The 12,687-nt window shown below is 68.1% G+C and carries 9 protein-coding genes and 5 pseudogenes; 7 read left to right on the forward strand and 7 right to left on the reverse strand.

Annotated features, from left to right (window positions below):
- Positions 1 to 821: 821 nt before the first annotated feature.
- Both RV986_RS05500 and RV986_RS05505 read right to left on the reverse strand, forming a co-directional pair.
- A pseudogene (locus RV986_RS05500) lies at positions 822 to 1,172 on the reverse strand (transposase); the annotation flags it as partial.
- A 462-nt stretch (positions 1,173 to 1,634) separates the two neighbouring features.
- Positions 1,635 to 2,620: pseudogene (locus tag RV986_RS05505) on the reverse strand (aldo/keto reductase).
- Positions 2,621 to 2,919: 299 nt separating this feature from the next.
- Here RV986_RS05505 and RV986_RS05510 point away from each other — a divergent pair.
- Entirely contained in the window at positions 2,920 to 3,852 is a 933-nt protein-coding gene (locus RV986_RS05510; RefSeq protein ID WP_475916304.1) for a helix-turn-helix transcriptional regulator, read from the forward strand.
- A 186-nt stretch (positions 3,853 to 4,038) separates the two neighbouring features.
- Positions 4,039 to 4,422 carry a nuclear transport factor 2 family protein gene (locus RV986_RS05515; protein ID WP_475916305.1) on the forward strand — a complete coding sequence of 128 codons (384 nt, stop codon included), beginning with the start codon at positions 4,039 to 4,041 and terminating at the stop codon, positions 4,420 to 4,422.
- A 143-nt stretch (positions 4,423 to 4,565) separates the two neighbouring features.
- Here the strand turns inward: RV986_RS05515 and RV986_RS05520 are convergent, their stop codons facing one another.
- A complete protein-coding gene (locus RV986_RS05520; protein ID WP_475916306.1) occupies positions 4,566 to 5,297 on the reverse strand; it encodes an SDR family oxidoreductase in 732 nt (243 codons plus the stop codon).
- A 133-nt stretch (positions 5,298 to 5,430) separates the two neighbouring features.
- Between RV986_RS05520 and RV986_RS05525 the strand changes: the two are divergent.
- From RV986_RS05525 to RV986_RS05535, 3 genes and pseudogenes are all read left to right on the forward strand, one after another.
- Positions 5,431 to 5,554 (forward strand): annotated as a pseudogene (locus RV986_RS05525) (transcriptional regulator); the annotation flags it as partial.
- Positions 5,555 to 5,740: 186 nt separating this feature from the next.
- Positions 5,741 to 6,742, forward strand: a complete 1,002-nt coding sequence (locus RV986_RS05530; protein ID WP_475916307.1) for an AraC family transcriptional regulator — start codon at positions 5,741 to 5,743, stop codon at positions 6,740 to 6,742.
- Positions 6,743 to 6,856: 114 nt separating this feature from the next.
- Positions 6,857 to 7,381: pseudogene (locus tag RV986_RS05535) on the forward strand (PP2C family protein-serine/threonine phosphatase); the annotation flags it as partial.
- A 19-nt stretch (positions 7,382 to 7,400) separates the two neighbouring features.
- On the opposite strand, the pseudogene RV986_RS05540 reads toward RV986_RS05535, so the two are convergent.
- The 4 genes and pseudogenes from RV986_RS05540 to RV986_RS05555 all read right to left on the reverse strand — a co-directional run.
- Positions 7,401 to 7,883 (reverse strand): annotated as a pseudogene (locus tag RV986_RS05540) (aminoglycoside phosphotransferase family protein); the annotation flags it as partial.
- A 38-nt stretch (positions 7,884 to 7,921) separates the two neighbouring features.
- On the reverse strand, positions 7,922 to 8,743 hold the full coding sequence (locus RV986_RS05545) for an HARBI1 family protein (protein WP_475924183.1): 822 nt from the start codon (positions 8,741 to 8,743) through the stop codon (positions 7,922 to 7,924).
- A 131-nt stretch (positions 8,744 to 8,874) separates the two neighbouring features.
- Complete coding sequence (locus tag RV986_RS05550; RefSeq protein WP_475916308.1) at positions 8,875 to 9,447, reverse strand: hypothetical protein; 573 nt, start codon at positions 9,445 to 9,447, stop codon at positions 8,875 to 8,877.
- A 261-nt stretch (positions 9,448 to 9,708) separates the two neighbouring features.
- Positions 9,709 to 10,287: a DinB family protein gene (locus RV986_RS05555; protein WP_475916309.1), complete on the reverse strand. Its 579-nt coding sequence runs from the start codon at positions 10,285 to 10,287 to the stop codon at positions 9,709 to 9,711.
- Positions 10,288 to 10,389: 102 nt separating this feature from the next.
- On the opposite strand from RV986_RS05555, the gene RV986_RS05560 reads away from it, so the two are divergent.
- Positions 10,390 to 11,418: a helix-turn-helix transcriptional regulator gene (locus RV986_RS05560; RefSeq protein WP_475916310.1), complete on the forward strand. Its 1,029-nt coding sequence runs from the start codon at positions 10,390 to 10,392 to the stop codon at positions 11,416 to 11,418.
- Positions 11,415 to 11,720, forward strand: a complete 306-nt coding sequence (locus RV986_RS05565; RefSeq protein ID WP_475916311.1) for a hypothetical protein — start codon at positions 11,415 to 11,417, stop codon at positions 11,718 to 11,720. Before RV986_RS05560 ends, RV986_RS05565 begins: the two co-directional genes overlap by 4 nt.
- Positions 11,721 to 12,687 lie beyond the last annotated feature (967 nt).

A 12,687-nucleotide genomic window follows, 5' to 3' on the forward strand; every position in this document is an offset into this window, starting at 1 on the left:
GGGCCACAATGGCGTCCTCGTCCACGTGCCCCTCGTAGATCACAAACACCGCGGACTGCTTCGGATCGCGCGGTTTCCCGGTAGTCGAAGATTTCCGACTCGGCTTCGCGATGACGCCGAGCACCTTTGCGACCCATTCCTCCGCGTGTGCACCGAGTGCTGGACAGCGATCGCGAACTGCATCGTCAACCCCTGTCCCACGCAAAGGCCCGGCTCGCGGACCGATCCCGTTATTGGCGCAAAGTGTCTGCACATCAGCAGGGAGGCGGAAGCACACCGGCAACAACTTAAGTTTGCGAGTCTCGCACCGGCCACGGTCTCCACCGCTTCCTGGCGGTCGAGCTGGAGCGGCGCCGGCCGCACTTGCACCCTCCCCGCGACCAGGCACGACACCGGGAGCTTGATCGGCGCCGAGGATGTGCGTTGGGCAGCTGCGGGGCGGGACTTCCGCTCTGCTGTACCGCCCACACGGCATCCCCCCGCTGGCGGGTCACGGCTCCGCCTTCTGCTCTCCGCCCGTCGATGCGGCTGGAATGCTGCCCTCACGGGGATCCCCCGGCCGGGGCTGGTGTGCTTGGTTGCAGTCGCAGGACGCCTGACCCCCAAGGTGGGCGAGGGCGTCAACCCTTGAGGGCCACGGCGATCGTGTCGGCGAGCGGTGTGGTCGGGCGGCCCTCGAGACGGGAGAGGTCACCGCGGGTGTTACCCGGTGGCTCCCGTGCTCCTCGCGCCGTGCCTGCGATCATTGGGCCGCATTCTCGTCCATCGGAGAAGCAGGTACGGATTCCTCGTTTGCGCAGGTCGCGGACGTGGGCGAGGAAGACTTTCGGGGATCCGGCGCTGTCGGTGCGGATGAGGATGTCGGTGCCGTGCCGGTGGACGTCGGGGATCTGCCCGAGCGCCTGGTCGAGCACCGTGATGTGGTCGCTCGCGGTGTTGGCACCGGCATTCCCGGGCCGTAGCCGGCCGGACAGTGCCTCGCCGGTGTCGGCGAGGAAGCACAGCAGCGGATGGAACCCGAAGCCGCCTTTATAGGTGGGTGCGGCCTGCTGTTTCTCTGAGTGGCAGGTGACGAGCGTGGCGTCGGGGTCCAGGACCAGTCCGGGCAGCGTGCGTCCCGCGGCCCGGGGGCTGCGGGTATGCCCTCGCCGTGCTCCGCGGCCTGCAGCCAGGCGACTTGCCGGGCCTGGGCCCGGGCAGAAGCCAGCGAGGCGAGGGCGGTCTCGTCAACATCGGCGAGCAGCCGCCAGGCCGTCGGTGCCGAGGCGATGGGGCCGAAGACTGCTGGCTGGTCCCGCAGTACGGCCTGCCAGGCACCGATCGCCACATCCACATGACGAAGAGCCTCCCGACCTGCGAAGAAGTCGGTGGTCATGCCCCTAATCAGCGGTCTGTCAGTGCCTTCGGAGCTGGTGACCCCCCCCCAGGCCATGCACTCGACAAGGGGAGGTAGTCATGCCAACTCCGAAGGCCGGTAACCCCGTTGCGGGGCTACGAAGACGGCAATGGGGAGGGTGAGGATGGTGGTGTGTTCCGGGCCGGGTGAGTGCGGGTGTCCGCGCGTATGTACGACCACGGATCACTGCCGCCGCCGCGGGAGCGGCGGGGGTCAATGGGCGGGGTCAATGGACGGATCAGTTGTGGTCGATCATGTCCATGTGGTCCTTGCCCAGGCGGTCACCAACGGCCGGGGTGAGATGGTCCAACTTCTGGAGGACGTCGGCGGACAGCCGGATGCCGTCGGCCGAGACGTTCTCCTCCAGATGGGAGACGCGCCGGGTGCCCGGGATCGGAGCGATGTCGCCGCCCTGGGCCACCAGCCAGGCCAGGCACAGCTGCCCCGGCGTGATGCCGACCTCGTCGGCGATGGCCTCGACCTCGTCGGCCACACGAAGGTTCTGCTGGAAGTACTCGGGGTCGTTGAAGCGCGGCATGGTCGCGCGCAGGTCGACCTCGGCGTCGAACCAGTCGGTCGTACGGAATCCGCCGGCCAGGAAGCCGTGGCCCAGCGGTGCCCACGGCACGAAACCGATGCCCAGCTCCCGGGTCACCGGCAGGATCTCGGTCTCCGGGTCGCGGAACCACAGCGAGTACTCCGTCTGCACCGCGGTCAACGGGTGTACGGCGTGGGCACGGCGGATCGTGCCCGGCCCGGCCTCGGACAGGCCGAGGTGGCGGATCTGCCCTCCTCCACCAGCTCGGCCATCGCGCCGACGGTCTCCTCGATGGGCGTGGCCGGGTCGACCCGGTGCTGGTAGTACAGGTCGATGTAGTCGGTGCCGAGCCGCTTGAGGGAGCCCTCCACCGCGGCCTTGACGGTGACCGCGCTGCTGTCGAGACCCTCGCGGCCGGTGTACGACACGAAGCCGAACTTCGACGTCAGCACCACCTGGTCGCGGCGGCGGCCCTGCAGAGCCTTGCCGATGAGCTCCTCGTTGAGGAAGGGACCGTACGCCTCGGCCGAGTCGATGTGCGTGACACCCAGGTCGAGCGCCCGGTGGATGGCGCGGATGCCTTCCTCGTTGTCCGCGTTCGCGCCGGTGTACAGCGCGTTGATGGGCATGGCGCCCATGCCGATCTGGCTGACGTCCAGCTGTCCGCCGAGTGTGATGTGTTTCATGGTGTTACTGCTCTCTGCGTGGGGTGGATCGGCCACGGACGTTCCGGCGCCGCGCGCCGGATGCCGCCGGCCAGGGAGGGGCCTGCCTCCGGCCGCGCCGTACCGGAGGGGCATCTGCCGGTATGCGATCTCCTGCCGAAGGAAGGTCTCTCCTACGACAACGACTCTTCCTCGATCGCTCGCCCCGGGGCAGGGCGAGCTGTACCGGGGAGCGCCGCGCCGGGGAGCCGCGTTCCGGGGTGTGACACGGCCCCTCACACGCCTCCCGTCCTGGTCACGGCGCCCGCAGACTGAAAGGCATGACGCGTGAGCAGCAGAACGGCACCGAGCTCGGGCGCTTCCTGCGCGCCCGCCGGGCCCGGTTGACCCCGGAGGAGGCCGGCCTGCCGGCCGGTGTCGGCCTGCGCCGCACGCCCGGGTTGCGCCGCGAGGAGCTGGCCACCTTGGCCGGGATCAGCATCGACTACTACGTACGACTGGAGCGCGGCAAGGAGACGCGGCCCAGCCCGTCCGTGGTCGACTCGCTGGCCCGCGCCCTTCAGTTGGAGCAGGCCGAGCACGAGCACCTGCGCCACCTCGCCGTCCTGGCGGCCCGGACCACTCCCGAAGCCCCGGCCGCGCCCAGCCGGACCGTACGGCCCGGGATCAGGATGCTGCTGGAGAGTCTGCGGCCGGGCCCCGCGCACGTGGTCAGCCGTACCAACGACCTGCTCGCCGCCAACCCGGGCGGGCTGCGACTGCTCACCGGCATCGAGGACTGGCCGGCCAAGCAGCGCAACATCGCCCGCTATCTCTTCCTCCACCCCGCGTCGCGCGACCTCTTCCACGACTGGGGCAACCAGGTCCGCGGCTGCGTCGCCCTTCTGCGCGCCCTGGCCGGCACCGACCCCGACGCCCCCGACCTGACCCGGCTCGCCGGGGAACTCCTTCTGAAAAGCCCCGAGTTCGCCCGTCTGTGGGAGCGCTACGACGTCAAGGGAAGCACCCACGGCCGCAAGACGTTCCACCACCCCGAGGTCGGCGACCTCACCCTCGGCTACCAGTCCATGGAGCTGGAAGGCACCCCGGGACACCGCCTGATCACGTACTACGCCGAACCCGGTACCCCCGAACACGATGCGATCGTCCTGCTCGACCTGCTCGGGCAGGAGCGGTCCGCGAACCGGCCGCCACCGGACGGCGGCGAGCCGCCCGCCGTCGCCCCGGACGGGGCCTCGGCTCCCCCTGCCTGACGCGCCCGCCCGTCGTCACGCTCGACCCCCACCATGGTGCTGTTCTCGGGGTCGGCAGGCTCACTCGCGCGACCGCGGGCGTCGTCGGAGTCGCCGCCGCCGGAATCTGGTGGTGGGTCCTCCCCCGGACGCCGTTCATCGACGCATCGCCTTGTCCACCGAACCACCACAACGACAGGAGTCACCATGCGCACCACATCCGACCAGAGTGCTCGCGAGGAGGTCGTCAGCGCCTATCGCGCTCATCTGCGAGCGATGACCGACGGCGACACCGACGCTCTCGACGACCTGCTCGACGACGACTTCAGCCTCACCCACATCACCGGGTACGCGCAGCCGAAGGCCGAGTGGCTGTCGCAGATGCGGGCCGGACAGTTCGACTACCACAAGGTCGACGAGAAGAGCGTCACCGTGGATGTCGAGGGCGACACGGCTCGCCTCGTCGGCCGGATCGTCACGGATGCGACGGTCTACGGCGCGCACGCCGACTGGCGGCTCCGGCTGACCATGGACTACTCCCGCGAGGCCGACACCTGGACCGCGCTGCGCTCCGTCGCCACGACCTGGTGATCCGCCCGGAGCGGGCACACGGGCGAGCCGACACCACAGTCGGCGGCGACGTGGCCCCGTGCGTGGTCGGTCCGATCCTGCTCCGGGCGGAGACCAGCCGTGCGCTCGGGGTGGCTCCGTGGACCCGGGTGAGACCTGCGGGTCTACTTCAGCCAGTCGGCGTAGTGGGTGGCGGTGATGCGGGCGCCCTCCTTGACGAGGAGGACGTCGCCGTGGGCGGCGGCGAACATGCCGGCGGTTTCGTCGGTGGTCACCGAGCGCTTGTCACCCTTGAAGGCGAGGGTGATCCGGCCCAGTTCGTCCAGCGGGTACGTGTCGGGCCCGGCGACTTCGAGGGCGCCGTCCAGGGGTGGTCCGGCCGCGACGTCGGCGACGGCGGCTGCGACCTCCGCCGCGGCGATCGGCTGGATGGGGGTACAGGGCAGGCGGACGGTGTCGCCGTCGGCGGTCCAGGACATGACGGCGTCGATGAACTCCATGAACTGGGTGGCGCGGACGATGGAGTAGGGGACGGAGCCCGCCTTGAGGATGTTTTCCTGAAGGGTCTTGGCACGGTAGTAGTCGAGCCCGGGTACCTGGTCGACGCCGACGATGGACAGGATGACGAAGTGCCCGACGCCTGCCTTCCGGGCCGCGGCCAGGAGGTTGTCCATCGAGGTCTGGAAGAACGCGGGGGAGGCGTCGTCGAAGGTCGGGGAGTTGGTCAGGTTGACGAGCACGTCGGCGCCGGCCAACGCTTCGTCCACGCCTTGACCGGTGAGGACGTCGACCCCGGTGGACAGCGAGTGCGGCACCGCCTCGTGGCCGGCAGCGTTCAGGTTCTGTACGACCTGTGATCCGATCAACCCGGTTCCGCCGATGACTGCGAATTTCATGGCATGTCCTGCCCTTCAGTCGATGACCGCCGTCCGTTATCGATGCTATGCGGCTTTCGCGTACTTTACCCATAAACTCGGACACCTGGAGTCCGAGTCAAAGGGGGTGTGGTTTTGGAGTGGCGCCGTGAAGATGTCTGGTGGGGTCGAGTGGGCACTGCACTGCACTGCACTGCTGTGTCGTGCTGACTTCGGCGGAAGAGCCGGTACCGGCCGCGCGACCGGCACAGCCGCACGACGTCTCGCCCAGCTACCTCTGAGCACGAGCGAGGTCTAGGACCGTCTGCCCCCCAGTCCCCCGCTGCCCCCTGCTCCCTTTCCCCTGTCCGCCACCTCACCGTACGAAGCCCGGTTCCTTCGGCAGGTACTCGTAACCGCCGCCCGCACTCCGCATGGAAAGATATTGGCGGGAGCGCCCAGCGGGGTATCGGAGATGGGACGAAATGATCGGAACCGTGTTCCGGAGCGAGGACGTGCCCGCGGAAGACAGATTCGACCACTGGCGGGAACTGGTCGGCCGGACGCGCTCCAGCGACTTCATCAGTGCCCACGCCGCCGACTTCTGGGCCGAGTGCCGACGGATGGAACTGGGGCCGGTCACCGTGTGGCCGTCGTCGTTCCAGCCGACGCGCTATCGGCGGAGCCCGAAAATGGTGCGTCAGTCCGACCCCGAGCTGTATCACCTGACGCTGCTGCTCGGCGGAGGACTGGCCCTCGACCACGCCGGGCGGACCGACACCTTCGGCCCACATGACCTGCACCTGGTCGACAGCTCGCGGCCGTATGACCTTCGGCCGTACGGCATTCGGTCGACCGACGACCCGGAGAACCGTGTCGTCAGGGGAGTGGGGGTGGACTTCCCCAAGGCGCTGCTGCCCCTGCCACCGCACCGGGTCCGGGAGTTGCTGGGCCGGGGGCTGCCGAGGCGGGAGGGCATGGGCGTTCTGCTGACGGAGTTCCTCATCGGCTTGGACCGACAGGCCGAAACCCTCCAGCCGTCCGACGCGCCACGTCTGGGTACGGTCGTACTCGACCTGGTGTCGGCCTGGGCCGCCCAGGCGCTGGACGCGGAGACCGCCCTGCCGCAGGAGACCCGCCAGCGGGCCACGGCGGAACGCATCCGGACGTTCATCCGGCAGAACCTGCACGACCCGGAACTGACGCCGCCCGTGATCGCCGCCGCGCACCACATCTCCCTCAGCTACCTGCACCGGATATTTCAGCAACAGGCGCCGGGCGAAACGGTCGCGGCCTGGATCCGCAGCCGTCGACTGGAGGGCGCGCGCCGCGACTTGGCGGACTCCTCGCTGCGCACCACACCGATCCACGCCGTCGCCGCCCGCTGGGGCTTCCCCCGCGCCTCCGACTTCACCCGAGCCTTCCGCACCGCCTACGGTCTCTCACCCAAGGAATTCCGGCTCCAGGCACTGTCCGAGCGGGAGTAACTGCCGGAGCGGGAGTACGGGAGTAACGGGAGTAACGGGAGTAACGGGAGTAGGCGAACGACCCCCGAAACGCCGATCTTGAGGATCTGAGAACGGAGTCGCCTCGATCGAGCCGTCCTCGAAGACGCCGTCGAACAGGCCGAGCAGGCGGTGCACGGCGTCGCCGGAACCGGCTCATCGCCCGAAGAGGCCGGCACCACGCTCACCGCGATGCTCTGGACCGGATCGCAGCTGGCCCTCGTCCACATCGGTGACTCCCGTGTCTACCTCCTGCGCGACGGAGAGCTGTTCCAGATCACCCACGACCACACCGTGGTGCAGTCGATGGTCGACGAAGGACGTATCAGCCCCGAGGAAGCCGTCTCCCATCCCCAACGGTCGCTGCTGAAAAGGGCCCTGGGCCAAGGAGCCGACGGCACCCCCGACCTGCACCTGCGGGATGCCCGGCGGGGAGACCGGTACCTGCTCTGCTCCGACGGTCTGTCGACCGTCGTGCCCAACGAGGAGATCCGCCGGGTGCTCTCCGAGCCGGGGGAGACCGAGCCGACGGTTCGCGAACTCATCGCCCTCGCCAACGGCTCCGGTGGCCCCGACAACGTCAGCTGCGTGGTCGCCGACGTCGTGGAACTCCAGCGGTAGGAGCGAGCGGCCTGCTCACTCACCACTCGGTCTCAAGAGCTTCGGCCAACCGGGAGACGGCGGTCGGATCGGGCAAGCTCCACAGAGAAGCGACGACCTGATCGCTCGCGAACTCGCGCTGTGCCGCGGTTACGGTCGGATCGATGGCACACTCGGCCTGTACGTAGACATAGTTCAAGGCCGTTGCGAAAAGCACCGAGAACGAGTTCAGGTTTCTGACGACTGCGCTCCCTCCGGCATCCAGATACGCTCGCACCGATCGTCGGGCGGAATCGGCACGGAAGTGGTTCCCACCCGCCCACACGTATATGGCACGTGCGAGTTTGCGTTCCGCCGAGATGGATCCCGCGTTGTCCCAGTCGAGGAGAACCGGCCCCGCCGGACCGACCAGAACGTTCTGTGGCTGCAAATCAAGATGTGACGTCACCAGATCAGCGGGGTCGGACGGAGTGACATAGCGCGCGAGCTCTGCCGCTGAAGTGGCGATGAACCGGCCCAGTGAGCCTTTCCCAGTAATGGATCATGACGTTGTGTGATCGTTCAGATGGTGCGGTCGTACTCGAGCTGGAGCAGGACGAGGGCTGCGGCGGCGATCTTCGTGATGCGGCTGGGGTCGAGGCTGACTCTGCGCAGGGCCTTGAAGGTCGTCTTCAGCAGGGAGTTGGCGCGCTCGCAGACGCCGTGGATGCCGCGGATGACCTTGTTGTAGGTCTGCTGGGCCTCGGTCAGCTCGCCTCCGGCGGGCTTTTTGACGGGGTGGCGGAACCCGTCGCCGGCGTTCTCGTAGCCGAGGTCGACCAGGGTCGGCATGTCCAGCTCGGCGGCGATCCGGTTGAGGGCGTCGGTCAGGCCGTGGTGGCGGGCGCAGGTGGTGTCGTGCTCCCTGCCCGGGCGAACCGGTGAGACCCAGATCGGCCAGCCGTCCGGGGTGGAGATGACCTGCACGTTCCCACCATGGTGCTTGTGTTTTCCGGACCACCACAGGTCCGCGCCGTTGGGGCCGGGAGCGGCGACGCGGTCCGTGCGGATGACCGTTCCGTCGAGGTTCAGATGCGTCAGCCCGGCCGCCTTCGCACGCTCCAACGCGGTCGCGAGGTCCGGTGCCCCGGCCGCCAGAACGGTCAGCCCCTCGTGGAGGTAGCGGTATGCGGTCGAGGCCGACACCCGGTTGTCGCAAGCGAGTTGGGAAAGACGGGTGCCGTCGAGGAACCAGCGCAGCACGAGCACGGCCTGCTTGAAACAGCCCAGCGCACGCCGCCCCTTGCGGGTCCCGGCCACGATGCGGTGATCGCGCAGCAGCCGGGCCAGGTGCTCGGCGGTGGACCGCTTCACATCGAGCACGGCGGTGTATGTGACACTGATCGACACGTGAGGCCCCTCGGTCGGATCTTTCCTTCGCAAGATCGTTCCTACCAGGGGCCTTACGCCTGCCCGGACTTGGGGACCACACGGGCCGCAACTCCAGCATCGCGATCACAGCGAGCGACGAGCGCTTACTGGGAAAGACTCAGTGTGTCCGACCACGGCACACCGACCCGGCGAATCTCCTTGTGCAACTCTGCCCAGTCGGCCTCTTGATGGCACTGTTCGTACCAGGAGTCGGGTGTCTCGCTCGCGCCCGCTCCGGCCATGTGAAGGATGGCCAGGGTCCGGCCGCACCAGCTGAGGATCTCCGGATCGGAAGTGTCCGCCGCAGTTCCGTCGACCCATTCGTACAGCTTTACATAGGACCCGCCCAGCGAGGGGGTGAGCTGAGAGACGTAGGTGTCATTGCGATTCGCGATGAGCCGGGGCGAGGATATCCCCAGTTTCTCCGTGGCGTTCCGCAGTGCGGATTCCCGGTGGACCTGGCGCTCGTCACAGCCGAAGAGAAGCTCCTTCACCGCCCATGAGGAGCCGTTTCCGGACAACTTCCAGATCTGCCCCAGCGCGCCACGAGTGACGGGTGCCATGGTCCACGATCCGGTGCCGAGCGCGTAGGTATCCGCAATGAAGTCGGCCTTTTCCCGCATTCTGGTGCCTCTCTGGCTGCCACATTGATGGGCACCATTGTGCGGCTCGACCATGCGGAGTCTTCACGGTGACGCCGTTCCCTTCGATTCCGCGCACGTGTTTCCGCGCACGTGTTTCTACGTACGTGTTTCTACGTACGTGTTTCTACGTACGTGTTTCTACGTACGTGTTTCTACGTACGTGTTTCTACGTACGTGTTTCTACGTACGTGTTTCTACGTACGCATTTCCGCGCAGGTCCCGAGGCCGGGACCGGACGGCCGGCGGGCAGCCGCCGCCCGGTCCTGGTTCACCGCGTCCGGCGCGCGGCACCGGTCAGGTGGACGTCTGCCCGTCGAGCGCCTCGCGCAGGATGTCCGCGTGCCCCGCGTGCTGGGCGGTCTCGGCGATGACATGCATCAGCACCCGACGCACGCTGTGCTCCGCTCCCGGCTCGTGCCAGGGTGCCTCCGGCAGCGGGTGCGTCGCCGACAGGTCGGGCACGGAGGCGATGACTTTCTCGCTCCGGGCGGCGACCTGCTCGTAACGCTCGACGATCCCGGCCAGGGTTTCGCCGGGCAGCATGCGGAAGTCGTTCTGGTGGTCGATCGCCCACTGTGGGAACTCGCGGGCGGTACCGGATGCGAGGTCGGCCCAGGTGACGCCGTCGGGCAGGTCGTAGCGCATCGCCGACGGGCCCTCGACCACGAAGCGCATCCATCCTTCCTCGACGGACGCGACGTGCTTGATCAGACCGCCGAGGCTCAGCGCGCTGACCGTCGGGCGCTCGCCGGCCTGCTCGTCGCTGAGCCCGCGTGTGGTGTTGGTCAGGGCCGATCGCGCGGTCGCGAGTTCGGCGAGCAGGTCGGCCCGCTCGCCGTCGAAAGCGGAAGGAGGCGTGGTCATGGCGGTCATGGTGATCGGGTCCTTCTGGTTGTTTTCGTTGTTCGGTACGAGAACCACCCTCGCAGGGGAAGCGGTCAGGACGTGTCCGCTTCTCGGGGCAGGATGGGAGCCATGCCGAAGACCTCAGCACGACTGCTGTCGCTGCTCTCGCTGCTCCAGGGACGCCGGGACTGGCCGGGGGCGCTGCTGGCCGAGCGGCTGGACATCAGCCCACGCACCGTGCGCCGTGATGTCGACCGCCTGCGCGAACTCGGCTATCCCATCGTGGCCTTCAAGGGGCCCGACGGCGGGTACCGGCTGGACGCCGGCACGGAACTGCCTCCGTTGCTGTTCGACGACGAGCAGGCCGTCGCCCTCGCCGTCGCACTCCAGATCGCCACCACCACCGGTGCCGGCATCGAGGAAGCCGCGGCGCGCGCGCTCACCACCGTCCGGCAGGTCATGCCCGCACGGCTGCGCCGCCGCATCGACACACTGCAGGTCACCGCCGTAGAGCGGTCCTCGACCCGGCCGAACTCACCGGTCGACAGCGGCGTACTCATGACGCTCAGCGCCGCCGTCCACGCCCGCGAGGAGCTGCGCTTCGACTACACCCCGGCAGCCCCGCCGGAAGCCGGTGCCGACGACCTCGCCGCACCTCCACCGCGCCGGGTGCAGCCCCATCACCTCGTCACCTGGGGCGGGCGCTGGTACCTCGTCGCCCGGGACCTCGACCGCGACGACTGGCGCACCTTCCGCGCCGACCGGATCACCCCGCGCATCCCCACAGGGCCCCGTTTCACCCCGCGCGAACTACCCGGAGGGGACGTAGCCGCCTTCGTCACCAGCAGGTTCCGGGGCTCCGACGGCCCTGGCGGCTGGCCCTGCCGCGGTGAGGTGATCCTCGACCTCCCCGCCGCCGTCGTGCTCCGCTACACCCGCGAGGGAATCGTCGAGGAACTCGGCCCGGACCGCTGCCGGCTCGTGCTGGGCTCGTGGTCATGGCCCGGCCTGGCCGCGGCCATCGGCGGGTTCGACGCCGACATCGAGGTCATCGGGCCTACCGAACTCAAAGTCGCCTTCGCGCATCTGGCCCGCCGCTACGCCAACGCCGCGACCGACGGACCCACCACACTCACCACGCCGCCCTCAAGCCCATGAGCGATCCGAAGCGGCAGCACTCACCCGATGTACTCATTCGTTCCGCCGCCGAGAGCATCAAGCAGCGCATGGCAGAAGAGAAGAGGCGGACAAGGTCATTGGCGTCGGTCATCAACCTCGTTGACAACGACGAGGTCGAAATGGCCTTGGACCACCTTGCGCACGTGATCGAATACCTCCGCGTTCCCATCCTCCGGACGGAATACGATCAACTCGTCTCGGCGGCCGAACAGTTGGACTCGATGGACTCTCTCATCGACATGGGGGTCGAGCGATACGTGAGTGAACAGGAACAGGACTGATACAGAGCCCTGTTCGCCGACCGGGGCGCACAAGGGGGCCGCTGACCGGCCCGAACCCGACCGACCCTGACAACACCGGACAGACGTCCACGTCCATCTGATCGCGTCAATGCCCGGTACATAAGCTCCACCCACGTGACGAGTCCGCGGCGACCCGTCACGCCTCGCCGATGACCCGCCATCCGGGCGGACGCCGACCGGCCGGAGCAACTTCATCAAGAACTCGAACCGGCCGCCGTGATCGACCAGTTGTCCGGTAGATCCGCAGAAGGACACGGCAGCCGGCACGTCCAAAGCAACGAAGGCCCGGGGAGTGTCAGCTCCACCTGGGAGGCGGCCTCGTCCAAAGATCGCGGCGGTGGTCAGCGAGCCGACCACCGGCTCGGGCTGTGGTCCGAGCACCGGCTGGGACTCAGTGGTCGATTCGTCTCTGGAGGCCCGCGATCTTCCTGGTCGGCGCCTGGGAGTAGTTCAGCACCTTCAGGGCTGTCCCTTCCATCGGGTCCACCTCTCACTGGAGCGTGCTTCGGTCCCCGGTGCGGGGACCGGGGTCGCGCGGTCATTGTTGGGAAGCGGTTCCAGCGCTGTGAGCCGCCACGAGTGTTCACCACGGCGCTGGTTCAGCCGTGCCCGCCTTCTCACGAGCAGCGTTACCTCGTTCGATCTGGAACCAGGGTCGATGAACAATCGGCTGCTTGTCTCTCACATGAATAGGTGAGGGAAGCGCGGCCTGCATGATCCCGGGTCGTGCCGCGTCAAGTGGTGGAGTCACTGGCCGAGTTGGGGCTCGGTACCAGGTCAGCCGGCTCAACGTGCTCGGCCGTCACGTGGCCCTCCAGCCGCCGGAACAGGTCTGACCGTGAGGGGGCACTCGACCATCGGATTCCACTCGACCAGAGTGAGAGGTGGCGACGTACCGAGATTGCGAGCACCTCCCTCAACGCCGCGGGATCCTCGTGCGTCGCGC

The organism is Streptomyces sp. RLA012, assembly GCF_056270325.1.

Coding starts and splice junctions, on each gene's coding strand:
- RV986_RS05555 (WP_475916309.1), bottom strand. CDS start 10,287: ATGACCGCCATGACCACGCCTCCTTCCGCTTTCGACGGCGAGCGGGCC.
- RV986_RS05530 (WP_475916307.1), top strand. CDS start 5,741: ATGATCGGAACCGTGTTCCGGAGCGAGGACGTGCCCGCGGAAGACAGA.
- RV986_RS05550 (WP_475916308.1), bottom strand. CDS start 9,447: ATGGTCGAGCCGCACAATGGTGCCCATCAATGTGGCAGCCAGAGAGGC.
- RV986_RS05515 (WP_475916305.1), top strand. CDS start 4,039: ATGCGCACCACATCCGACCAGAGTGCTCGCGAGGAGGTCGTCAGCGCC.
- RV986_RS05560 (WP_475916310.1), top strand. CDS start 10,390: ATGCCGAAGACCTCAGCACGACTGCTGTCGCTGCTCTCGCTGCTCCAG.
- RV986_RS05520 (WP_475916306.1), bottom strand. CDS start 5,297: ATGAAATTCGCAGTCATCGGCGGAACCGGGTTGATCGGATCACAGGTC.
- RV986_RS05565 (WP_475916311.1), top strand. CDS start 11,415: ATGAGCGATCCGAAGCGGCAGCACTCACCCGATGTACTCATTCGTTCC.
- RV986_RS05510 (WP_475916304.1), top strand. CDS start 2,920: ATGACGCGTGAGCAGCAGAACGGCACCGAGCTCGGGCGCTTCCTGCGC.